Annotated in this window: 15 protein-coding genes; 3 read left to right on the forward strand and 12 right to left on the reverse strand. The window is 46.2% G+C overall.

Annotated elements, in window-relative coordinates; all coding sequences use genetic code 11:
• Positions 1 to 90: 90 nt before the first annotated feature.
• The 9 genes from NQX30_03325 to NQX30_03365 all read right to left on the reverse strand — a co-directional run bounded on the left by NQX30_03325 (position 91) and on the right by NQX30_03365 (position 15756).
• Entirely contained in the window at positions 91 to 1425 is a 1335-nt protein-coding gene (locus NQX30_03325; GenBank protein MDM5147401.1) for a prepilin-type N-terminal cleavage/methylation domain-containing protein, read from the reverse strand.
• Positions 1422 to 2606, reverse strand: coding sequence for a type II secretion system GspH family protein (locus NQX30_03330; GenBank protein ID MDM5147402.1), 1185 nt, complete (start codon positions 2604 to 2606; stop codon positions 1422 to 1424). The genes NQX30_03325 and NQX30_03330 overlap by 4 nt, the downstream gene beginning before the upstream one ends.
• 8 nt (positions 2607 to 2614) lie before the next feature.
• Entirely contained in the window at positions 2615 to 3688 is a 1074-nt protein-coding gene (locus tag NQX30_03335; GenBank protein ID MDM5147403.1) for a prepilin-type N-terminal cleavage/methylation domain-containing protein, read from the reverse strand.
• On the reverse strand, positions 3685 to 11388 hold the full coding sequence (locus NQX30_03340) for a hypothetical protein (protein ID MDM5147404.1): 7704 nt from the start codon (positions 11386 to 11388) through the stop codon (positions 3685 to 3687). Before NQX30_03340 ends, NQX30_03335 begins: the two co-directional genes overlap by 4 nt.
• A gap of 326 nt (positions 11389 to 11714) precedes the next feature.
• Complete coding sequence (locus tag NQX30_03345; GenBank protein ID MDM5147405.1) at positions 11715 to 12071, reverse strand: Rieske (2Fe-2S) protein; 357 nt, start codon at positions 12069 to 12071, stop codon at positions 11715 to 11717.
• An 8-nt stretch (positions 12072 to 12079) separates the two neighbouring features.
• A complete protein-coding gene (locus tag NQX30_03350) occupies positions 12080 to 13168 on the reverse strand; it encodes an amidohydrolase family protein (GenBank protein MDM5147406.1) in 1089 nt (362 codons plus the stop codon).
• A 272-nt stretch (positions 13169 to 13440) separates the two neighbouring features.
• Complete coding sequence (locus tag NQX30_03355; GenBank protein ID MDM5147407.1) at positions 13441 to 14736, reverse strand: replication-associated recombination protein A; 1296 nt, start codon at positions 14734 to 14736, stop codon at positions 13441 to 13443.
• On the reverse strand, positions 14717 to 15343 hold the full coding sequence (gene lolA / locus NQX30_03360; protein MDM5147408.1) for an outer membrane lipoprotein chaperone LolA: 627 nt from the start codon (positions 15341 to 15343) through the stop codon (positions 14717 to 14719). The genes NQX30_03355 and lolA overlap by 20 nt, the downstream gene beginning before the upstream one ends.
• Positions 15331 to 15756, reverse strand: a complete 426-nt coding sequence (locus NQX30_03365) for a transcriptional repressor (protein ID MDM5147409.1) — start codon at positions 15754 to 15756, stop codon at positions 15331 to 15333. Before NQX30_03365 ends, lolA begins: the two co-directional genes overlap by 13 nt.
• Positions 15757 to 15778: 22 nt before the next feature.
• Between NQX30_03365 and NQX30_03370 the strand changes: the two genes are divergently transcribed.
• Together NQX30_03370 and dapB are read left to right on the forward strand one after the other, a co-directional pair.
• Entirely contained in the window at positions 15779 to 16150 is a 372-nt protein-coding gene (locus NQX30_03370; protein ID MDM5147410.1) for an outer membrane protein assembly factor BamE, read from the forward strand.
• Positions 16147 to 16977: a 4-hydroxy-tetrahydrodipicolinate reductase gene (gene dapB / locus NQX30_03375; GenBank protein MDM5147411.1), complete on the forward strand. Its 831-nt coding sequence runs from the start codon at positions 16147 to 16149 to the stop codon at positions 16975 to 16977. The genes NQX30_03370 and dapB overlap by 4 nt, the downstream gene beginning before the upstream one ends.
• An 18-nt stretch (positions 16978 to 16995) precedes the next feature.
• Here dapB and NQX30_03380 read toward each other — a convergent pair whose 3' ends face one another.
• Genes NQX30_03380 through NQX30_03390 form a run of 3 tightly spaced genes read right to left on the reverse strand, consistent with a single transcriptional unit; the run spans position 16996 to position 23117 of the window.
• A complete protein-coding gene (locus NQX30_03380) occupies positions 16996 to 18183 on the reverse strand; it encodes an ABC transporter substrate-binding protein (GenBank protein ID MDM5147412.1) in 1188 nt (395 codons plus the stop codon).
• A 42-nt stretch (positions 18184 to 18225) separates the two neighbouring features.
• A complete protein-coding gene (locus tag NQX30_03385) occupies positions 18226 to 21366 on the reverse strand; it encodes a hypothetical protein (protein MDM5147413.1) in 3141 nt (1046 codons plus the stop codon).
• A gap of 35 nt (positions 21367 to 21401) precedes the next feature.
• On the reverse strand, positions 21402 to 23117 hold the full coding sequence (locus NQX30_03390; GenBank protein MDM5147414.1) for a proline--tRNA ligase: 1716 nt from the start codon (positions 23115 to 23117) through the stop codon (positions 21402 to 21404).
• 336 nt (positions 23118 to 23453) lie between these two features.
• Between NQX30_03390 and NQX30_03395 the strand changes: the two genes are divergently transcribed.
• The gene (locus NQX30_03395; GenBank protein ID MDM5147415.1) at positions 23454 to 24611 is read left to right on the forward strand and encodes a site-specific DNA-methyltransferase; all 1158 of its coding nucleotides are present in this window, start codon (positions 23454 to 23456) and stop codon (positions 24609 to 24611) included.
• The last annotated feature ends 10 nt before the right edge of the window (positions 24612 to 24621 follow it).

Consider the following 24621-nt stretch of genomic DNA (forward strand, 5'->3'; position numbering starts at 1 on the left):
TGTAAAACCGCGTCTAACAAAATACCCAAAACAACAAGAGCCAAGGCAATTTCTACAAGAAGATAACCGCGTTCCGCGTCTAACTTAACGTTAGTAATCTTTCAAGACCGGAACATCTTTAGCCGGTAATATTAATCCATCCGTTAGCACACGTACAAGTTCATCACGCGTCATCCAAGTAACAATATCATCAAAAAGATCACTGCTGTTGCTGTTGCCAATAAATAACTCTTCTGAACGGGGGGCGACAACAAAATAGCCATTTTCAAAATTATTATTGGTTGCATCTTGTAGTTGCGGGCAAAAATTGCCATTAAAATTAGGCGCTTCTATTTGCGGAAAATTAACCGCTTCATGACGTAACCCATCGGCAACAGAATAAGGTTGCACTGACAAAGTATTGTGTATCGGTTCGTTACAAATAAGCACGGAAAAAGATACGGAGGCTGCGCTTTGATTGGCAGCATAATTGACCGCGCCATGTCCATTTTTACCGTGAGAAACAATCACAAACGGCAAACCATCTGAAATATCGCCGTCAACGTACTCTCTATTCGGTGCAGAATAAGCCATCTCTTGTATCTCGCCAGCCTCCAAAATTAACGTTCTGCTAGTAGACTTTTGACACAATTCCACCGCTCTCCCATCACAGACCACAATTGGTCGCCGAGTGTTTGTGTATGATAGTTGCAACGGTGTATTCACAGTAGTAGTTACTGTACTCTCGGGTGAAATATTTGTTATCACCCGATAATTTGACTTCGTAACGAAAGTTGTAATAGTCACTCTGCGAGCATATAAAAAATCTCCATTTGCCTCCGTGGCCAATACAGTTGAACGCAAATCAAACACATCTGCCCTAGTATTTCCGTTAAACCCTACAATAGCGTTAGAAAAAGCATCATCAACTTGGTATGTATAGTGATTACCCCAATGATCAACAGGACCTCCACCTAATGTTTTCCACGGCAATATCCCGCGTGATGCAAGACAACTACCCGCAAGGAGTAAATTATTAGTTCCCTGTGTTGCCAGATTACTGTCAACGACAAGTGTTGTTGTTACGGCAAAAATATCAGCATCGGTACCAATAGCAAACGTCATTTCGTTACGGTCTTCATAACCATCACCATCAACGTCAGGGCACGGCAAATAAGGGCGTCCAGCAGGCATTTCAAAAATTCGCCCACCGCCTCCTGATATGCTTGCTGTTCGCTCTCTCGTCTGGTGGCGCGCGGCATAACCAACAACCGCATCCCGTAATTGCGCCATACGTTGCTCTTCACTTTTGTATGAATCATCTATCAGTAGTGCTTGCATAGGCACAATAACGGCCCCCAGCAAAATACCAACCACTACAATAACAATCATCATTTCTACTAGCGACAAACCTCGTTGGCGAACCATATCAAAAGAAAACATCATGGACTATCCTCCGTGCCAAAAGGCGGCAACGATGCCGCTGGTAAACTTCCTCGAGCAGTCATTCCGGCAATAATTTCTTCGGTAGATAGCCACACTACAATATCGTCAAAATCATTGCCTATGGTATTTCTAGTTAAATTTCTACTCACAAAACCGTTTATATGGCTGTTCGCAACCGACGGAACAATGCCATTGCAACTTCCTGATGAAATAGGCCACTGAGCGTTTTGCCTCTCATTATCGTTTTGCGGTGCTTCATTACAAATAAAACTCAAGGTTGTGTTTCTCACCGCACCGTAACCGTTTTTGCCATGCGACATAACTACCACCGGCAACCCATTGATTGCTAGTTGCTCCGTATCAAATACGTGATAAACACCATCTTCTAAGCCCGCAGCCAACGGTACATTCAAGGAAACTAAAACCGCTCCATTATTTGTATAATGCATTTCGCCGGCAATAACATTTGTCAGTGGCATGGCAGTATCTCCCGGGCAAGGCGAGTTAGAACATATAATTGATGGCGTACGTATTTGCTCAAAAATAACCGCCCCTAAAGTAGAAAGATGCGGAGTTGTATCCAGCTTAGGCTGAACGGGAATTAACTTGCTGTTTAGAACCGTCACTGATAGCGGGCGTGTCAACAAAGAACTATCGTCGTGCGCAGTTTCGTCAAAACCGATAAGTGCGTTAGAAAATTTGTGGCTGACTCGATAAGTGTAGCGATTTCCCCAAGGATCAACCGGAGGTGTTCCTAAAGTTTTCCATGGAACAACACCCTTAATACTCACACAATCGCCACCTAATTCCGTTTCATAGTTATCATTACTCGCATCTACAGTAAGTAAAAAAGACGACGGTAAATCTACACGGTCTTCATTGCCATCATTATCAACATCCGGACAAGGCAAGTAAGGTCGCCCAGCAGGCAAATGCCATCGCACGTCAGTGGTAGACGCTCCAACATTAATCAAATCTCGTGCCACCGTTGCATGAGAAGCGGCATAATCCATAATTGCTTCTTGGATAGACTTTATGGATTGCTTTGTTTCAGCTTGGAACGTATCCTGTTGGACATTGTAATACTTAGTAATAAGTGCAGACGAAATCATTAACATTGTCGTCAAAACAATGAAAATTTCAACCAGTGTGTATCCGCGTTGCTCTAATTTTTTTTCCATTATCTTATTCACTCAGGCAAAAAATCCAACGGAGTAACAGGAAAAACACCATGACGCAAAAGGCTACCCATCAACTGGTCGGACGACATCCAAGCGACAATATCATCAAAATTTCTTTTTTCGCCTCCCCTATTGCCGTGAACACTATCCACAAAACGAGAAAGTATCCCTCCTGCCACATCATTATTTGGGCACGGTGAATTTGTCCTACTCACCATAGAATGAGTTGGATTAAGATAGGCGTTCTCTTGCTCTTCCACAGCACCTAACAATACATCTCGGCAATTTCCGTTTCGCCCAATAGCACCATAACCGTTGCGACCGTGTGACACAATAACAAAAGGCATCCCTTCAACCACGCCATTTGGCTCCACTGTGTTATCAAAAACACGAGCTCCAATCGTGACCATAGTGGTATGTCCAGGAAGTACGACACCAGCCCACAAGTTATATATAAATCCGCATTCCTCTCTACTGGTATCAAGGCTAATGTCTGTCACCTTACAAATAATTGCTCCTGCATCGTCCTGACTGTCACGAAGCTGATATCGCCCTTCTCCGGAAGAATAATCAAGTGGTCTTCGCACATCAAAAACATCAGCCTGCGTTTTGCTGTCAAAGCCTATTAATGAACTGGAAAATGCCTCATCTACTAGATAAGTAAGTCGATTTCCCCAAGTATCAGTATCGGGAAGCCCCAGTGTCTTCCATGGCAGAGCTCCTTTCTGTTCTTGGCAAACACCACGGGTAAGCAAATCAGCGCCAAACAAAGCACTATTGGGTACATCAACTCGGTCTTCCGCACCGTCATTATCAATGTCCGGACATGGTAAATAAGGACGCCCAGCTGCCAAAACGTAATTAAAACCACCGTGGTCTTCCAATTCCCGAACTACCGTACGGTGGCGAACTGAATAAGAGACAACTGCATCTTGAGCTGCGTTCATTAGCGATTCGGTTTTTTGGTTGTTTTTATCTTCATAGTATCTTTGCAACGGTACTAAGCCTCCTCCTAACAAAAGCGCCAGCACCACCAAAGCGATAGACATTTCAACAATATTGTAACCACGCTGATTGATCACAATTGAAACTCCAGCTTGCCTCCGACCAAATAAGTGCGGTCATTGCTAACAACTCGCGATCCCACAATATCATTAACATAACGGCGACGTCCACGATAAATATAAAAACGGTCACCATCCACATTTTCACGTTCATCCAGCCATGCACATGGATGTCCTAAGCCAAAAGCAATACCAGTTGCGGTTTCATAGTTGTTTTCGGACACACCTTCACGAGTCTGGCTAATTTGGACATCGTTAATCGCATCCATACCATCTACCAAATCAATATCTCCTGCTGCACAGTTTATTGCGTCTAATGGTGTAAGACTAAAAAATGCTGCAGCCTGCACATTAGCATAACGCACATACTTTGTTGTGGTATTAGTGGTTTCACTACCTACATGCAATCGGCTACCAGCGGGAATAATAAGAGCAGGCCGTACCACGGTTATTCCAATACCAGTAATGTCCAAAAGTTCTGCACTAGTACGGTATTGAGCGAGCACGCTCGTTACGTTAAGCTGCTCAAAGAACGCTCCTCCGAAATAAGTTCCCATTACCGGATTAACAATCGTATCTTTCGGTAAGGATGTTAACTTGCCAAATTGATCTTCCAACGAAGCACCCTCATGCAACCGTAGCCAAGCATTAGTATAAGCCGATGCAGTAGAATATGGATCTTCAGCTGGTGCTGTTTCAGAACGGCTAAACGGTAACACATAGCGTTCTCCAACGTTGAGCGTACGGTAACCATCGTTTTGTGGTGTCACAACAAGCGTAGAGTTGCTTAGCGTAACAGACAATCCTACACCATGCAAAGCGACATATGGATGGATAGATTCCCAAGATGTTGCATCCAAATTGAGTACCGTCGCCTGTGAATTGACAGGAAATTGAAACATGCCAAGCCCTGTGTTTGGATAGGGCGCCCACTGAGAATGCTGCCGTAAGGGCAGAGAGTTCATTGGTGAGATATCAATTTTGTGCGCGATACGCAATGCCTCAAACTCATTGCCGTCAGTATCCAGCGCCACACCTACCGGCTCAAAAGGATCCGTAACATTCGCTCTGGACACGCCCATGCGTAAGAAATGGCTACCAGCCGTACTCCAGCGATAAGACAGCGGATTACCCAATTCTAAATCAAAGTTACTGTCTACAGATGGCTTAATAAAACCAGTGGGAAAAGGATCCGCACCTGACAGTCCAGTAGCAACACCATAATTATTTCCAGCATCAAATACATCACGCACACCACTGTAATATTCTCTAGCTAATCGCTCACCGTCAGCGTCAAGCAATATACCACGAGCAAATGTTCCATCATAACGAGACACAGCATTAACCGTTGCCGTAACCTCAACAACTGTCGCTTTTATACTTACGTCAACATAAATAGTTGGTGTAACAAAGCGCAAGTCAGCGATTCTTTCTTCAGGGAAATTGACTACTTCTACCACACAGTTCCCTACCGTCAGCGTTGCCGGAGCATAGTTAAAATCCCAGTCACGTATGTAAGTGTCATCACGATAAACGCGAATCGGAGATGGTGCTGAAGCGGGACTGACGTCAATTCCTGCTAATGCACCACCCGGAATGTGCAATTGTGTACTTACCGGTATCTCTGCCGCTGGAATAATAAGATTACGGAGTGGAAAAATTATGCTACCCGCATAAATGGTAATCACACTACCATTTACGTCCACCACTTCTCCTTGAGGTTCTGGATAGACAAAATATACATCTTCTGCAGCTGCTCCAGAAAGCGACAGATTCACTGCATCAAAAGCGATAATACCTCCCACCACTGGTATCCAATCGGGAGAATTATACATTTCTGGGCAATCACCCGTTCCGCTACAGTCACCTGTTTGTGATGTATATATGTCACGCAACTCATCATATCCAAAAATATCCGTCATTAATTTTGACCGCTGAGCATAAAGATCAGCGACAGCTTGCCTGCTTGCAGCACCGAAAGGAGGAACAATAGCGCCAACGCCTTCAATATTAAAATCATTACCCCACGACAACGTTTGTACCAAACCCGGCACATTGTCTGTGTTGTAGCGCCTATCCATAAAAAACAATAAATCTGAGTCATAGGAGGTCGTCACATTAGTATTTACATTGATCATTGATGAAAGCGTGGAAGGTACATTAAGATAATCAGATGCGACTGTCAAAGAAACCGGTGTAGATACCGCATGAGATCGTGTAGTTAAAATAAATATACCACCCGCGCCAGCTCCATCCACTGCTGGTGTCGCTAGGCGCAAGGTAAGTGTAGCGGTTAGTCTATTCTCATAAGCGTCCAGCCTAGCACGAAAATCTTGCAAGTTCCAAGAAGTTTGTATCGGCACGTCGTCAGCGATAATTGGCACTGGTGGCAAGTTAAACGCAACCATCTGTTGAGTAGCTGCAGTGCTGGAAGCACATCCAGCTAAACTAGAATCAAACCCATCAATAAAAGAATTTTCTTGCGCATTCGTATCAACAACACGACGTGACACTACCCACATATCTTCGCTATCTGTCTTAGCACCATAAGCCGGATCGCTGAAGCCGGCAAAAGGATGATTTCTATCATTCCAGCGAATACCACCTTGATATGGTGTGGAAGTTGATGGTGCAGTTGTAAGTGTAACCTGGGGCCTCCACATAGCAATAGTTGCTTCTATTTCACCGGTATCCAAATTACGCACTCGGATAGAGACAGATATAGCATTTGTCACATTTGATGTCACAGGCAAGCCTAAATCGGCAAATAATTGGGTAACAAAACCCTCTTGGTAAATATTTGGCGTTCCTGTTCTAAAATCAATGTTGACATTAATAATATTTGGTGCGGCAGCATTACCTAAAATTTGCTGGAGGCCACCGAAAGCACTTTCTCCATCCATCCCTTCAGCGCGTTCCAAACCACTTCCCCAAAAGTTAAGTGCCGTTACGGTTGGATGAATGCGTAATTCAATATTAGGTTCCGGATATGTCCGTCCATCAGGTGAGGTATAGATATTCATAATATTAGTGTTGCGCGAAAATGCCATATTGACGCCACCAGCAGGCACATAACCTTGCCATAAATATCCCATATTCATAATAAGATTCGTATTGATAGGATCGACTTCTATTACAGGAGTTTCACTGGAAAAAGGCTGACTAGACGGCGCTGTTAATGTAAGCGTATTACCCACATTAGAGTAAAACTGGGTGCCACCCAAAAAATCGATATTTTGCACATCAGCTCCTAATCCTGCTGCTACAGCATAATTAGCAGCAGATTTGTTTGCTAGCACAAAGTTATTCAGTGAGACCGCCACCAAATCACTTCTGCCCACACCGACATATCCCTGCGTTGACGAATCAACGCCAAACACTTTTTCCCCACCACGCGCACCGACCAATTGCGCGCCCAATCCTAAAGTCATATTAGTATTAATCGAAATTGATACACCATAAGCATCATCATAACGATCTCCTACATAACCACCCGGATGCACTGTCAACGCACCATCAATATCTACATAAGACAATTGATTTGTATCCGCCGACAATCTGGATACCGCATCTGCAAAATAAGCACGTATAACTGTGTTACGAGTGCCTGCGACGGCGCTTACTACTAATTCACTGTCACTATGTCTACCAAAATTTATTGGAGTAGCTAATCCATTTTGATACCCCATCACACTACCGTCAACGCTAATAATAATGGCGTTAAGCGAATAGGCAGCACCCGCTCCATCGATAAGACTTGTTTCGTCAACTGTTATGAACACTCCCGGCGAATCCACAGTTAATAAAACCGCTCCCGGTGCAACAATGTCTTCTTCTAGAATAATAGATTCTCCTTCAGGGACATCAAACACCAATCCTTCATTATCGCCTTGAGCACAATCAACACCGGCTGAAGAATATTTTCGACATTCTGCCGCCACCGCATAAACCATCGGAAAATCACGCACCAGTTCAGAACTAGCTACAGGAAGCATTCCAGCGACAAAACTACGCTCCGCTCGTACCGCCATTTCTCCAAACAAATCTAACCTTGCAAAAGCGGGAACCTCTGCCAATAAGCTTTCGCCGTCATCTTTGACCAAATTACCAGAACCAGACATAAACACCATCGGAGACAAATCACCCAACATCTGCTCTCTATTGACAAAAGCAAAAGAGCCGTTATTGCCTCCCAATCGCAATAAAGCCGGTCCAACAGCATTATTACCGCCCACTACTGCGGTTTTTCCACTAGGAATAACGGCTACTGCATTCGCCGGCAACACCGCCGAATCACGATCATGGTATTCTGCGCCAGTAGCAGGATTACGATTCAAATCATCTGAAAGAAAATCTATCTTGCTCCCTGGTGGTATTACAATAAACGTTCCACTCGGCAAATCTACCAGCGTACTGGGTAAATTAAGGTTATCTGCTGGATTAGCCACAATAAAGTTTGATATAACGATATTACCAACTGCAGCAGCCGCAAAATTAGAATACGACACATAATGCACAGACACACTAACAGGAGCTTGCGACAAAATATTATTGGACGAGACGGGAAGGGATGGAGCAATCCGTAAAGTTGCCTCTTCCGCCAAATAAATGTGCATGGGGCTTCCTGAAACCACTTTTGCGTCTTCAGATACTCGCTGCACTCGCTGCACTCCGTATGGGCCATGAACAACATTGTTTAATAAATCAACAATACTACCGGCGTGTATAGTCATGTAAGCACCGCTTGTCATTTGGACATACATATCGGCATCTGGGAACAAGGCAAAATGTCGCTGAAAAGCACCATGGATTGTCGTTGCCGCTTCTCCCACCGTATTATTTCGATTTAAATCCAAAACGAAAGGACTACTAAGTACAGGAACGGCAATTTCACCGCTAGCGACTGACAGATTATAAATACCGGAAATACCATGATCATAAACAATTGTTTCTTCTGGCAAAATAAACTCTTGAGCGGGGGCCACACCCAAAGTAATTCTCGTAACGTCAGGCAACATAAAATGAGTGTCTTCACTCAAATCAACCGTAACAGAATAGCTTGGCAATATTTGTATTGAGGAAAGCCCCGCTAGCAAATTAACTCCTAAAGTGATATTGGTTTGCAAACTATCGAAGGAAGCAGCGGTAGCTCCAGCAGCACTACTACCACCGTAGACAATCCCCTCCGCGGCGCGGGCAAGAAAGCCAGCTCGAGTCCGAGTTTGTGATAACAATACCATATTTTCTTCCAATTCGATTCGAGATGGATCTAAAAACTTACCGCTAAAGGGTTGTAAAAGCGCATTTGCAGGATAAGAAATATTGTCTCCAGTACTAGCGACATGAGCAAGCACATTTCCGCGCAGCTCTATGTCAAACAATGCTTGTTTGTCACTAAATGCCGCACCTCGTGCAAGCACGGGGCGCACACCGACAAAACGAACAAAACCGCCATTATGTAAAGTTATTAGAGCGTCAGGAACAGCACTTGACACGGATTCGCCGCTGGGTAACACGGCATTTGCCGGAATATCAACACGCATGACAGCACCTATAGGCATTAAGGCTACAGCGTCATCTGGAAAAACAAAATCTAGTCCAATATCAATAACGGCATTTACTGGATAAATAATTTTTGAGGCACTTGGCAGAAAGAACTCTGTTTCGCTTCTAATAGCAAGCGGTGTGGGAATAGCGAACGGTGCCGCTGGCATATTAGCCTCAACCGGCAACCCTGGAGGAGGGAAAGGTTGCAGCACTAAGTCTTGAGATGGGTATAAAGTCATATCCATCGCCAATTGTGATACCCCACCCTCAGCAAGCGTTAAAGTAAGAATCGTATCTAAATACTCTACATTAGGTTCGTTGTTTATCGGCAAAAAGCCATCATTACCAGCTGCCACCGGCGTCCCCGCTGGAACTGCGCTTGTGATAAAAAAGTTACTCCGCACATCAACGGATACCAACACACCACCCGAACGTGGGCGCAATATCACAGGCTTTTCTGAAACGTCTGCAATATTCCAATTTCCTGTATTAGCATCATATTGACCATTAAAAGAAAAATCTTCAGGCAATTCTAATTCCACTTCCAACGCATCTACCGCCACTTGAGTTCCTGCTGGCAACAACACATTGACTCCTTGTGGCGGCGTCATCGTTACCGTTTGATTGTTAAACGCGACAACGCTAACCAGAACACTGTCTACAACATACCCCCAGGCAGGTTCAGCCAAAGCCGCAAATAAAATTCCGCCGCTAGGTGTCACACTATTAACAGGTAAAGAAAAATCTTGCACATTGGAATAGTCGGCTTGCGGAATTACATTACCTACTCCCGGCACACCTTGTGCTAGGTCAGCTACACCAAAAAGCGAACCCAAATGAGGATAATGCCCAGCAGCCTCTAGCGCATCCCGCTGCGCTGGTAACAGCGGCGTGTAACTAAGAGCAGTATCCATATCGGCCAATACCACATTAAAAGGAGGAGCTATTAACGGTGGCGACACATCAATCGATAAACTAATATTACTAGGCAACAAATACACGGGCGGCAAATTTTGCGCCAGCATTTCTATAGTTACACCTTGGCCTTCACGAATATCAGCCACTTGTAAGCCAGCATCAACCGTAACTGTCGTTTCTGTTGCCGACGCTACAATAGTGTTGGTAAGCACAATCCCGCGCCTTGGCACGCCAGCTGCTCGAAACCGAGATTCGGCTGTCACTTCATCAAAAACAGAAGGCTCCGGTAAATAACCATGACGGTTTAAGTATCCCTCCAGCATATCTTGAACACCCAAAAAGCCATTTTCACCACCTGTTCGACTGTAGATACCTCGCGTATTACTTTCATCTGTAAGCAGCGCAAATCCCTCACCGCCAGGCGATACCATATCTTCAACAGTTATATAAGATATTTTGTCATCACTGGCATCAGAGGAGACACTAACACTTACTACACCATCAACTGTTAATCTTAAATACGTACTCTCTTCTAAATAAGCCTCGTGCTGATTTGACAAGCTAATAGAGAGAGGCACTGCACCCACACCACTGTAAAGACTTACTTCAGAATTGCGAGAAGCGCTTCCCACACCCCCAACTGCTCCTGGAGCGATTAATACTGCGGCAACTCGATCAGAAACAACTTCGCCATCTTCCTCCACGGAAAGCCAGCCGGTTGTCATCCGCAATAATGCATGCGGATTAATCGCGTGGTCAGCATTGGCCACATTACCTGCCAGTGCATACCACAAGCGATCATTGAAACTACCACGAAAATCACGATTGCCCACGCCACGCACGTACTCGTACACCGAACTGTCCTCACGCACACTGTCACGCCACGGTAACCTTCCAAGACGCGCTCCAGAACTCAACGGAAAACCGGTTGCCGCCAAAGGATCAGCTACAGCACTTCCAGGCACTATTTCTTGCGCACAACCGTTTGGATAAATGTCAGCCAACCCGTCAAGGTTATTATCAGAAAGCAAATCCGGACACGGCAACACAAAATCACGAAATGGGACTCGCTCACCATCACCACGGTAAAAATTGTAGTGACCAGAATTAGCAACGACGTCAATGCGCGACAGCGGCACAAGCGCGTAATTAATAAGTGCCTGCCGAGCCTCTTTTAAAGAAGTTACCCCTTCACGACGGTTTTCCTGCTTGGCATCGACCGATTTTTGCAAGATTTCCGAGATGCCCCACATGGACACCCCAAGAATAGCAAAAATAAGGAATAAAACGTGCAAAAACCCGCGCGTCCGACGCACTGAATAAAAATGTCTTCTGCTCACGTCCATACTCGCATAAAGTATTGTAACATTTGAACAAAACTTACCGTAAAAGATTTCATCATTAATTGTATTTTTTCAAAACAGGTGTTCACAAAACACTTAAAACATGCTTACTACACTATATATAATAAAAAACAGTGCCACTTTTGAAAAAATGAATTTTTAATGCGTTTTTTACGCCGTATTAGCAAATTACTTTAAATTATCAAAACAGTTCCCAGTTCCGAAAAATCCGCTTATCAAACTAAAACAAAGACCTGCTCATTTTCCACCTCCACTGGATATGTTTTGGCACGCAATTTGGATGCTTCTATCAGACAAGCACCCGTGGTAATGTCAAACTCCCAACCGTGCCAAGCACAACGCAACACTTTATTTTCCATTCCGTATTCATAGCGATAATCGTCCACCGGCAAATTAGTACCACACACCGGTCCTTCACATAAATTACCACCTGTGTGCGGGCAAACGTTAAGTAACGCATAATAGCTACCGTCCACGTTAAACACTCCGATGCTGCGGCTTCCCACATCCAGCAACCGACGTTCACCCGGCAGCAATGCTATCGTTTCACAAACAAAATGTTTCTTAGCCATGATACAACCTAATTCGCCGTCGCCGACACTGAGCGTGGCACGGTAATTCGCGTGTAGGTATCTAACGCATTGCCGCCAAACACAGCCTCATCCCAACCAGCGGGCAATCGAATAGATGAAATATGGTCTTGGTCCCAATGCGGATAGTCGGATGCAAACATCAATGTTTGTTTTCCATTCATACCCTCCAAACATGCCCACAAATGTTCCAACTTGTCTGGTTGCTCTAATGGCTGTGTAGTAAAACGAATATGCTCAAAAAAATATTCGGACGGTGGGCGTTTTAGCCACGGAGTTTCTTTGCGCAAAGCACGCCACTCGGTATCTAATCGCCACAATAAAGGCGCCACCCATGATACGCCACATTCAATTACTATAAATTTAAGCGTCGGATACTTCTCAAATACTCCGTTCATAATCATGCTCACTACATGCGTCTGTGCAGACTGCGGTAATAAAGTGTGTGCTTCCGAAAAATACCGTGGTGCGCCATTAGCAAATGGCATGGCGTTAATACCGCCATTGCCGCCTAAGTGTATGGCAAAAGGCAATCCCATTTCTACACAAGCCTCGTAGATGGGATGATAATGTGGGTCACCATAAGGCATTGTGGAAGCATGCGACGCCAGCACCTGAACTAAACGTGAATGCGCACCCAATCGACGAATTTCCTGAGCAGCTATTGTCGCATCCTGCGGTGCGATGATAATAGATCCGTAAAAACGCTCATCGCGCGGCAACCATTGCTCCAGCAACCAATCATTATAAGCTGACGCCAACGCTTGCGCGAAGTGAGGATTACCCAATGTAGAGACTTCCAACGGCTCATCTCCAGTAAGTATAGCAATATCAATACCATTCAAGTCCAAATGCCGCTCGCACATAAGAGCATAGTTTTCGTCTTCGTTTTGTGGATTAATATCCGCACGTTTAAATCCTTCTGGATGAAACCATGCCCGATGACCATGCGGAAAGGAACCCGCCGGTCCAGTACGCTCGCCGCGCACAAAACAATCTTTCCACCAGCCTTTAAGGTAAGGCAACAATACGTCAGCGGAACACCAATAATTATGGCAATCACTGTCAACGATAAACATGATTTGGCTCTCCTTTTTAATTTCAGAAAAAAAATTATTACCCTGTAATTGTACTCATTAATATAGTATCTGCGCTCCATAAAAAGCACATTAAATACAACATCTTTTTTACAATATATTGACGCCCCGCAATGGCAAAAAAACGGTTGTACTTAACTCCGACGAACACGATTTCTGCAGTTTTTTATGCCTTTTCGGCAGGTATTCAACCGATATGTAGCAGTCTCTTATTTGTAGACGTTGAACCTTCAACCTGACCAATCAGCACTGTCCTATTTACCTTTCTTATCTCGCCGCCGCAATTCCTCCAAGCGGGCATGAATCTTAATTTCCAGTCCTCGATCAACAGGATGGTACAGTCGCAATGGGCGCATATTTTCAGGAAAATAATGCTCACCAGCGGCATAGGCATCATCTTCGTTATGTGCATGACGATAGCCACTGCCATGCCCCATAGATTTCATCAGCGCCGTTGGCGCATTACGTAAGTGCAAAGGCACTGACCTTGAACCATCGGTGCGAACATGCTCCAACATTTTGCCAAAAGCGCGGTAAACCGCGTCGCTTTTTGACACACAAGCCAGATACACCACCGCCTGCGCTAATGCCAGTTCACCCTCGGGAGAACCCAATCGGCGATAAACATCATCGGCAGCCAATGTCAAAGACAAAGCACGAGGATCAGCCAAACCAATATCTTCGGAAGCTATGCGAATCAGGCGTCGTGCGATATAGCGCGGATCAGCGCCGCCATCCAACATACGACACAACCAGTATAGTGCTGCATCTGGATCGGAACCACGCACCGACTTATGAAGCGCCGAAATTTGGTCGTAAAAATGGTCCCCGCCCTTGTCAAACTGCCTCCTTGCAGTACCCGCTGCCGCCGCTATCGTTGCCGCCGTCACCGTTTCGCCTGAAATAGTTACTGCAGCTTGCTCCAATACATTAAGCAAGCGACGAGCATCGCCATCAGCAAGTGCTACCAAGCTTGCCGTCGCTTCGTCATCCAAATCACAATTCAACTGCGCTGCCGCTCGCTGAGCAATGATGTGCAAGGCCTCCTCGTTTAATGGCTTGAACGCATGTACTACCAACCGCGACAACAAAGCACGGTTGAGTTCAAAAGAGGGATTTTCCGTTGTCGCGCCAATGAGCACAAACAATCCCGATTCTACGTGAGGCAAAAAAGCATCCTGCTGGGTTTTATTAAAGTGATGCACCTCGTCCACAAACAGCACACGCTGGCGCGTGTCCGCCGATTCTGCTAGCGCCTGAGCATCACTAATGACTGCGCGCACTTCACGCAACCCTGTAGTAACGGCAGAAAGAGCAAACCAATGAGCATTCGATTTTCGTGCCAAAATGCGCGCCAATGTAGTTTTCCCACATCCCGGCGGTCCCCACAACACCATAGAATACAGAAGCGCTTTTCCTTCCAACACCGTCGCCAAAGGTGTGCCTGCCGTCAGTAAATGAGATTGCCCGCACCAATCCGCCATTGCTTGCGGACGCAAGCGCTCGGCCAAAGGCGGCATCGCTGTCAAGTTATTGACCACGCACCACATCCACCCCTGGCGGCGGCGTGAAAGTAAAAACAGCACTTTCCTGCGTCAGCGACAACACGTCAAGCCGAGCTATGCCACCAAAAGAATCGGTAATTTCCACTTGTCGCAGTTGTCCATCGTTGGCACTAAATGCCAACCGCCACCGCCGTACAGTCTGACTGTCATCTTTAGCCTCAGCGATAGCCCAGCGCCAATCGCCACCCAGCCCAGCAGTAAGCACATAATCAGTCTGTAGTGCTTCCCAATCGCCTCCTGAAAGCACACCGAACAACACTGAATCACCGATTAGCGTCGCTGCCGGCTGCGTGGTGGCCTGTTGTAAATCCGGCTCATATATCCACGCCGTCTCGCCATCGGAAACCAAAAGTAGCTCTTCTGGTTTGTCATATTCCATGCGAAATTTTGCTGGTCGCTCATACCATAACCGCCCGCCACTTTCGGTGAGCACATTACCCTTTTCATCCAGCGCCGTCTGGTGAAAATCCAAACGTGCGGATGGTGTTTCTCGCAAAAAATCTCGCAATAAAACTAATCCGTCTGCTGCCTGTACCACCTGAGAAATTAGAACGGCAACTAATAACACTCCCAAGCGCGTTAACTGTCGCATTCTTTGCGCTTACAGTCTGCTACCATTAGCAAAGCACTGTCGTTTTTGACACCTCTATTTTTCATCAGTGTAGCGTTGTAGCGTACCATTTCAGGAGAGTGAATTTCTTCTACCTTGCCACAACGCGAACAAATCAGTTGTGGATGTGTGGAATGCGATGCCAGTACGTAAAGCGATGAATTATCGGTGGGAACGCGCTTAACTACACCCGCTTCGCACAACGCCGTTAAAGCACGATAGATGGTTGCGGCACCAGGGCGAGCAATTCCAGACAAACTGGCAATAATGTCTTGTGCTGACAAGCAAGCGCCGCCATCTAACGCCTCCAGCACGGAAACACGTCCGGCAGTCGGCTTAAGGTGAATACTTTGCAAAATACTAAGGCTGTCCATGTTAGAATGATTTTCAATCATTTTATTGCATTTTCCACTAATAATGTTATTTATTCAAAAAAAACGATGCGCGATTGTCGTTGTTATTGCTGTTTTTCTGTCCTCTTGTTCGTACAAGAGTGAAATTCGCCAAGGTAGCGATACTCTACCAGACAAAATTTCGCAACTCAGTCTTGGTATGACACAAAGCGAAATTATCGCTATTCTGGGAAAAAGCAGAGTACCTTCCGTATTTGAAAGCGATTCGTGGATTTATTACTATCAACGGCGTATTGCTGGTTTTTTACCCAAAACAGAGTCGCTGGGCGTGGAATTAGAATTTAAAAATGGCAAACTAGATGCCATTAATCACTTAGTCACAAAAAATCCAATTGAACTTACTGAACCGATTGATTCTGAGTCTGCCGAACAATGACCATGATACGCATCGGCGTAGCTGGCAGCGGAGGGCGCATGGGACAAGAAATTATCGCCGCCGTATGCGCTGACCCAAGAACGACGTTGGTAGCGACGTACGAATCCCCACAACACCCAAGACTAGGAGAAACCGCAGCGGATGGAATATTTATCACCACCGCCGACAACATGAAAGAACATCACTTGGATGCGTTAATTGATTTCACCGTGCCAGCGGCCTCATTACAATTGACCACACTTTGCGAACAACATGGTGTCGCATCAGTCATTGGCACCACCGGTTTCACAGAAGCAGAAAAATTACGCCTACACGAGTTATCAAGCTCTATCGCCATAGTGCTGGCACCCAATATGAGCGTGGGGGTAAATGCCTTGTTTGAATTGGCTGAACATGCCGCTAAATTATTGCAAGCCGGTGCTTTAGGCGGTGGCTATGACATGGAAGTATTTGAGACACACCACCGGAACAAAAAGGACGCGCCATCGGGAACCGCTCTGTACATGGGCGAATTACTAGCACGTACCACTGGTGTGGATTTTTCCACTGCTGCAGTTCACGACCGGCATGGTCGAGAATACAGTCGCAAGGAACACGAAATTGGTTTTTCGGTAGTACGCGGCGGCGACATTGTGGGCGAACATCGTGCTATTTTTGCAGGCAACGGTGAACAATTAGAAATTGTGCATCGCTCCACTAGCCGCACCAACTATGCCATCGGTGCGTTACGAGCCGCATTGTTTGCCGCCAACGCGACACCGGGAATGTACAACATGTCAGCAGTGTTAGACGTAAACAAATCACCATCCATCACCGCCTCACTTTGAAGCATAAAATAGAGACAATCAGTGTGTGTTGATAGTCTCAAATTTACCGCTTTTAACTTCTACTTCCTTATAAGTACCAAAAACTTCGCCAACGTCATTAAATTCCACTTCTGTGGCGCCGACATAATCCACATCACCACCTCCAGCTAAAACTTCCAATCCTTTAGCAATTTCACCGGGGCGAATTTTGACACCAGGAGCGTTAGCTACGTTCATCATGTTGCTTTGAATAGATGCACGCTCAGCATTGCCCGCCGCCTGCATAGCCAGTACCAGCAAAGCACCCGCATCGTAAGAAGAAGCACGAAAAGGTCCGTCACCGTCAAAACCCGCCTGTGTAGCGTATTGCAAAAACTTTTCTGCATTGGGTCCATCACCGCCGGGCAACGTACCAAACGAACCTTCCAATGGCTTGCCAATAGCGTCAATAATAGACTGACCAATCATACCGTCAGCAAAAATAAATTTATCAAAACCACCTGTGTCTAGCGCTGCCGATACGATACCTTTGCCGCCTTGGTCCAGATAACCAAAAACTACCAATGCTTCACCACCGGCAGCGGACAAAGCACCAACCTCCGCCGCATAATCGGCTTTGCCGTCCTCGTGCGCGGCAACAGCAGAAATATTGCCACCCAACGCTTTGTAAGCGCTGCTGAAAGATTCCGACAACCCCTTACCATAATCACTGTTAGTATAAGTAATGGCAACATTTTTGATACCTCGTCCCATCACCACTTTGGCCAACACTTCGCCCTGCCGCGCGTCAGAAGGCGCCGTGCGAAAAAAATAACCATTGTCGTCAATACTAGATAATGCCGGTGACGTAGCCGACGGCGACACCATAACCACACCATTAGGAATAGCAACGTTGTTAGCCGCTGCCGTGGTAACGCCAGAGCAATCGGCACCATAAACAGCTACTACGTTGTCAGCAGAAACCAACCGTTCCATCGCTGCCGTCGCTGCCGCCGCATCCACACAAGTAGAATCGGCGCGCACCGGCGTAATGGTGGCACCATCTAAAAGCTTACCCGATTGGGAAGCTTCTTTGAATGCCAATTCTGCCGCATCCGCCATAGCCGGGGTAAGCGTTTCAATAGGTCCTGTAAAACCCAAAATAACGCCCACTTTGATGTCTTCTGCGCTTGTCGCTGACCCAGAAAGAGAAAGCGCCAAGGATATTAATAAAAGATGCTGTTTCATGATGAAGCTCCAAAAATAAAAAAATTCTAGCATAGTTGGGTGCTATTGCGCATCCTCCTGCTGCCTGAAGGTCACACCGGATTCTTCATACAACGGATCATTCCACGAACCGATAATCGTGTAATTGTACGCTCCTATCTCAGACAGCGGCTTTTCAAACACCTTACCCAACAACCACCCCGCAGCTAATGATAGCGGTTGCACCGTGGCAATTCCGGCGCCAATTGACACCAACGAACTGGCTTTCAACAGTTGTGCACCCGGGCGTACGCGCCCACGTAAATTTAGCGTTTTGTCAACCAAACCAATACCACCCACCATATCAATACTGATATCTTCATTTTCCATGGACAGCCCCGTAACATTCGCCTGCCCGTCTTCCAAAACAATTTCTCCATCCATTATGTCCAGCGCCACACCATCTTTGCCCAATTCCACAAATCCCAAAGACAACAACGATTGTGGCGACAGCACGGCAAGCAAGCTAATAACACTAGTTTCTGATTTTAAATAACGTAAGTCGCGGCCCCGCAAGCGCAAACGACCACGCAGATTAGCAAGCGAAAAGTTAAGTGGCGAACCCGGCCAATTGAAAATTCCCTGTAAATCCACCGCACCTTCACTGATAATGTCAACAAAAGAAAAAATACTGAGCAAATGCACAGCATCATCAGTATTGAGCGTCAGCGCCATTTGTGTTTTGTTATGATCATATTGACCGGTGATTTCTAACGTGGCCGGCCCATTGACGATATTAAGCGTATTAAGATGCCACGAACCGTCATCCACAGGTGTACCATCAATCCGCAAATGACCAAGGAAAATATTATTCACCATTAATTCTTGCACAACGATGGAAACCGTCATATCACGCAAATCTACATTAAAAGTATTTTCCCCATCTGACGACAATGACAAGCGCGACATATCAGCACGAAAATAATTATCGGAATAAATCACGTCTCCTGCCAAATTGTCGGCAATGATTTCCACGTGCCTGTGGTCATTTTCGGCAAAAGGCGAATAGATAATTATGGAATTTTGCCTTATGCCGACCAGTTCGGTGTCGTGCAACGTAATAGAAACTGCCAACGAAGTACTCTGCCCACCACTCAATTTCAGCCATTCTTCTACATCCACTTCAGCGATTGCTCCGCGTACATTAATGCCCCCATTCGGCGGTGACAACTGTGGAGTATTAATAGCAATATCAATTCCGTCAACAAAAGCCATCTGCACCGTATTGTTACGTAATTGTAAGCGGGCCTGTGTGGTATTACTAGCAAAAGTTACTTCCAGCGTGGCAACCTCTTGCGCTCGCTTTTTTAACGGCGCCGGCAAATCAATAGAGGCCCCTTCCAAAAAAGAGGTAAACACCGTTACTTGTGCATTCTGGTGCAAGATAAACGGTACACTGCCATTAACCGGAATTTCTTCAACACCAACGATAGACAAAGCAGCGTGCGCATCGATAACGGAATAAATCGTAACTGTATCATTGTAAAAATCCAGCGTCATAATATGCCCTAGTAGTGTGCCAAATAAGTAACCTTTGGCACCGCTCGCATCAATATGGACAGTGCCTATTGCTTGTTCCATTGGCGGCAAATCTGCCTTGTGCAGCCTCCCTTTCCGCACCACCAATTTGGCAACAGCAGTGGCATTTTCTGGTACAGCAAGAGGTACAACAACTGCCAGCGACAACTGCCCTTCGCCATCAATTGACAAATCTTGCAAGGCTTCACGCACTGGCTCACGCACGGGTGGGAAATCATTTGCTGCATCGATATAGCGCGCCAATCGTTCAGGTATCGCCAATACGTCTAGATACAACGTGGCTTTTTGGGCAACCATATTGGGCAGACGAGCCTCAACCACGTCCATTTCCAATCCGGCAATTCTTCCCTTCCCGTTGATGACAATATCATCATTATTCATAACTAACATGAAATTTAATTCTTGCGCTACCGGCCAATCGTCATCCGGCAATAGTCGACCACCATCAATCGCCGCTGACAAAAGAAATTCTCCACCACTATCAGCAAAAGGAAACCGCGCCGGGTTACCGCGTATTGAAAAGCGCGCATGGCGAACCGTACCGCCACTAACAGCCCAACTTAACCAATCTTTGACTTCGATAGCAGGCACATAGTGTTGGGCGGCAGTAACGGGCAATCCAGCAATATCTCCATTCACTCGCATGCTACCCACATAGTCGCCCTGTCCTGATAAATTTAATGTAGCACGAAGCGTCGTATCATGGTTGTTAGTAGCATCTAGCTCACCGTTTTCCCAATGCCAAACACTACTGGCGGCGTGATAATGCAAAACGCCTTGGGTGCTGGCAGAGAATACTGGAATCGCAGGCAGCGCCGCAACAGCAAGCGTGTTGGCAAAAATGTTCAACGTAACGAGCATCGTCTCTTGCGGCCATTGGGTAGACGCACGCCAGCGCACCTGTTCGCTAGCAACCAATGTATGCTGCAGTTGCTTAATATCTCCAATTACAGTCAACTGCACGCTACCGTTATTTAATATTGCATCTAGCGTAATGTTCGCAGCTGACCACTGCACTGGCCAATCAGCAAGCGCCGACCAATCGTCAACGCTGGCATGTACACTACCGCGAACACGGCTCAGACTTTGTAAATGAACACTCAATTGCACATGACGAGAACTATTTTCTTCGGCATTGATCTGCAATTCATCATTCGCATAATGCAACTCCAGTGCTGTGTCCACCAATGTCAAATGAATATCGTTTATCGTATCCTGCCAACGAATGGTAGCGTTACGTCCCAACGCCGTCCAGCGAGTACCTACCACCGGCAACGGCGGTGTAATATGCTCAGTCTCACTGCGAGAAATAATCATATCAGGTTTATCTAGTACTACAGTGAAACTATCTTTTCCCAACCAAAAGTCCGCCTGTGGAGCATAAACAGAACCATCGTTACTGTTCAAGCGTAAATTTTGCGCTCGAATCACAACACCGTCCCAACCAAGCCGGAAATTAGCCGAATCAAACTGCACTTGTATTTCAGGAAAGCTATCGCTAATAGCGCTGCTGACTACTTTGGCACCTTCTTCACGCTGCAAAGCGGCGTTAAGCCCAATATATATCAACGCCGCCAGTAAGCAAACAATAGCGGCAATCCACGCCAAGCGCACAGCAAATCGCATAGTTTGCAATTATATTCCCCATTTGCCGGGCAAAATCAGATGGAATGTGAAATTTTTTGTCTCAACCAAGCCACTGCCGTTACCAGCGGCACCGCCTCGGCTTGTTTGGCAGCACGGTATTTGTATTCCACTTCTCCTGCCGCCAGCCCACGCTCACCAATAACCAACCGGTGCGGAATGCCAAGTAAATCTATTTCGGCAAACATCGCACCAGGACGCAAATCGCGGTTATCCAGTAACACATCCACGCCGGCAGCGCGTAAATCATCATACAATGCTTCCGCTGCCTGCCGCACCGCCGCACTTTTTCCCCAGCCAATGGGTGCTACCACCGCTGTGAAAGGGGCAATCGCCGCGGGAAAAATAATGCCCTGTTCATCGTGACCTTGTTCAATAGCGGCGGCGACAATACGAGTAACACCAATACCGTAACAGCCCATCATAATCGGCTGAGTACCGCCGCCAGGCAATTCTACTGTCGCCGACATGGAGCGGGAATATTTATCTCCCAATTGAAATATATGCCCAACTTCAATCCCACGACAAGCAGACAATGTCCCCGCACCGTCGGGCGACGGATCGCCAGCAACAGCATTGCGCAAATCGGCAAACACTGGTTCTGGACAATCGCGACCAAAATTAACACCGGTATAGTGATAGTCATTTTCGTTGGCACCACAAATCATGTCAACACTGTGCAACAAACCATAATCAGCAATAACCGGCAACGGCATATTGACCGGTCCCAATGAACCAAAATCAGCACCTGTTAGCGCTTTGGCTTCGGCCGGCGGCAATAATGCAGCATTAGCTCCGACAGCTGATTGGGCTTCGGCTTTAACTAAATTTAATGTATGTCCACCTTGCAATAACAACGCGGCAGCACCATTGTCGCCTTTGATAAGCATTGTTTTTATATTGCGGTGCGCAGGCACAGCAGCATCCGCCAAAAACGCCGACAATGTCTCAATAGTTTTAACACCAGGTGTGTGAACTTTTTGCATTACCTCAGCCTGTGGCGGACGCTCTCCCGTTGGTGGCGAACAAGAAGCACGCTCCACATTGGCAGCATAATCTCCGGCGTACAAAATAACTTCTTCGCCGGAGTCGGCAAGCACCATGAATTCATGCGAACTTGAACCACCGATAGCGCCGGAGTCGGCTTCCACCATACGATAGTGCAAACCGATACGATCAAAGATGCGGCAGTAGGCGCGGCGCATACTTTCATAGCTAGCACGCATACCATCTTCATCGACATCAAAGGAATAAGCATCTTTCATCACAAACTCACGCGCCCGCATAATGCCAAAACGAGGACGAATTTCATCACGAAATTTGGTTTGAATTTGATATAAATTAAAAGGCAGCTGGCGGTGACCAGAGACAAAAGCACGCACAATATCGGTAACCACTTCTTCATGGGTTGGTCCCAAACAAAAATCACGCTTATGGCGGTCAGCAAAACGCAACAATTCTGGACCATAAGCGTGCCAACGACCGGATTCTTCCCACAACGCCGCCGGCTGCACCGCAGGCATGAAAATTTCAGCGGCACCCGCAGCATCCATTTCTTCACGCACGATATTGGCAATTTTATTCACCACTCGCCAACCTGCCGGCAACCATGAATAAATACCGCTAGCAAGCTGACGAACTAAGCCGGCGCGCAACATCAGTCGATGACTGATAATTTCGGCTTCGGACGGCGTTTCTTTGGCAGTGTGGATGAAAAATCGGCCAGCAAGCATGAACGGATTGTACTTGACGCGCGACGATATTACGGTTTAGAAAGAAAGTGACCGAAAAGATAGTGCATAAAATAAGATAAGCAAACTACAATATGAAATGTTACTCTCCGATCCTATTTCAACCAAACAAAAAAGGTACAATAAAGTGTAACTGATGCATGGAAAAATACTTGGCGCAATGACAGAAGCAACTGCCGTAGCATAGGAGATAATGAAAAAACCAAATACAATTTGTGCCCAAAACTCAATGACACGCTGAACGTCGTGTGCTCCTCTCTTTCCCCTTTTCCACCGCAAGAAGGCCCCAATTCAATCTTTTCCGCCTCTAAAAAAGAAATCACCTTTTCAGACTCCAGTCAATTCAAAGCAACCGAAACAATTGATGGTATCCCATATTTCATCAACAGTTACTGGACCGCAAAGCAAAGGCAATCACATTCAATTCACGAAATTTCCTACCGAGCTTGTTTCAAAGCACAACTTCCTGAATTTTTCATCCAAAAGTTAACACAGCCCGGTGATGCGGTCCTTGACCCATTCATGGGACGCGGGACAACGCCAGTACAAGCGGCACTGATGGGGCGACGTGCTTATGGTAACGACATTAATCCACTCTCAATTCTGCTGACTCGTCCACGTCTGACACCCATCACTTTGCAGCAAATCTCTGACACGTTACAAACTATTGATTGGTCTCGCGGTAAGATTGAACGTGAAGATTTACTTGCCTTCTACCACCCTACGACATTGAAAAAATTGGAAGCCTTGCGGTTATGGCTTGCAGAACGAGCACCGCTGCATGCAACAAACGTTGACCCCATTGTTGACTGGATTAGAATGGTATCAATTAATAGACTCTCAGGTCATTCTCCCGGCTTTTTTTCGGGTCGCTCAATGCCGCCCAATCAGGCTGTCTCCGTAAAAGCACAACTCAAAATAAATCAGAAATTGGACGTCACCCCCCCTGAGCGAGATATTACCGCCTTGATATTAAAAAAATCAAAATCACTTCTACGAGACAATTGCGTTCCTCATCGCGTCTTACACAAATTACAAACCGGGGCCGCATGGGAAATTGACGTCCCAGATGCTTCAATCAATCTCGTCGTTACCTCACCACCGTTTTTGGATATCGTGCAATACGCAACAGACAATTGGCTTCGTTGCTGGTTCTCGGGTATTGACCCAAAAACCGTTGCCATTGATATTCACCGAACCGAAAAAGCGTGGACCGCGATGGTACACCGAGTACTCAAGGAGCAGATTCGGCTTTTATCTCCTGGCGGTCATGTTGCCTTTGAGGTCGGAGAGGTGCGCAAGAGCAAAGTACTACTTGAACGGCTGGTATGGCAGGCAGCAGAGGACATGCCCTTCAATCGCCTTGGCGTCATGGTAAACGAACAGCAATTCACGAAAACAGCAAATTGTTGGGGCATTACCAACGGACTCAAAGGCACTAATACGAACCGAATAGTTTTGCTACAAAAACGTTAATTATTCAAAC

It is taken from the genome of Candidatus Persebacteraceae bacterium Df01, assembly GCA_030386295.1.
In the GTDB taxonomy this organism is placed as follows: Bacteria; Pseudomonadota; Gammaproteobacteria; order Tethybacterales; family Persebacteraceae; genus Doriopsillibacter; species Doriopsillibacter californiensis.

Bases quoted from the DNA above. Each gene is read 5' to 3' on its own strand.
- NQX30_03355 (MDM5147407.1), bottom strand. From the start codon at position 14,736: ATGTGGTGCGTGGTCAATAACTTGACAGCGATGCCGCCTTTGGCCGAG.
- NQX30_03345 (MDM5147405.1), bottom strand. From the start codon at position 12,071: ATGGCTAAGAAACATTTTGTTTGTGAAACGATAGCATTGCTGCCGGGT.
- NQX30_03325 (MDM5147401.1), bottom strand. From the start codon at position 1,425: ATGATGTTTTCTTTTGATATGGTTCGCCAACGAGGTTTGTCGCTAGTA.
- NQX30_03370 (MDM5147410.1), top strand. From the start codon at position 15,779: ATGTTATTTATTCAAAAAAAACGATGCGCGATTGTCGTTGTTATTGCT.
- lolA (MDM5147408.1), bottom strand. From the start codon at position 15,343: ATGCGACAGTTAACGCGCTTGGGAGTGTTATTAGTTGCCGTTCTAATT.
- NQX30_03365 (MDM5147409.1), bottom strand. From the start codon at position 15,756: ATGATTGAAAATCATTCTAACATGGACAGCCTTAGTATTTTGCAAAGT.
- NQX30_03385 (MDM5147413.1), bottom strand. From the start codon at position 21,366: ATGCGATTTGCTGTGCGCTTGGCGTGGATTGCCGCTATTGTTTGCTTA.
- NQX30_03350 (MDM5147406.1), bottom strand. From the start codon at position 13,168: ATGTTTATCGTTGACAGTGATTGCCATAATTATTGGTGTTCCGCTGAC.
- NQX30_03390 (MDM5147414.1), bottom strand. From the start codon at position 23,117: ATGCTTGCTGGCCGATTTTTCATCCACACTGCCAAAGAAACGCCGTCC.
- dapB (MDM5147411.1), top strand. From the start codon at position 16,147: ATGACCATGATACGCATCGGCGTAGCTGGCAGCGGAGGGCGCATGGGA.
- NQX30_03340 (MDM5147404.1), bottom strand. From the start codon at position 11,388: ATGTGGGGCATCTCGGAAATCTTGCAAAAATCGGTCGATGCCAAGCAG.
- NQX30_03380 (MDM5147412.1), bottom strand. From the start codon at position 18,183: ATGAAACAGCATCTTTTATTAATATCCTTGGCGCTTTCTCTTTCTGGG.
- NQX30_03330 (MDM5147402.1), bottom strand. From the start codon at position 2,606: ATGGAAAAAAAATTAGAGCAACGCGGATACACACTGGTTGAAATTTTC.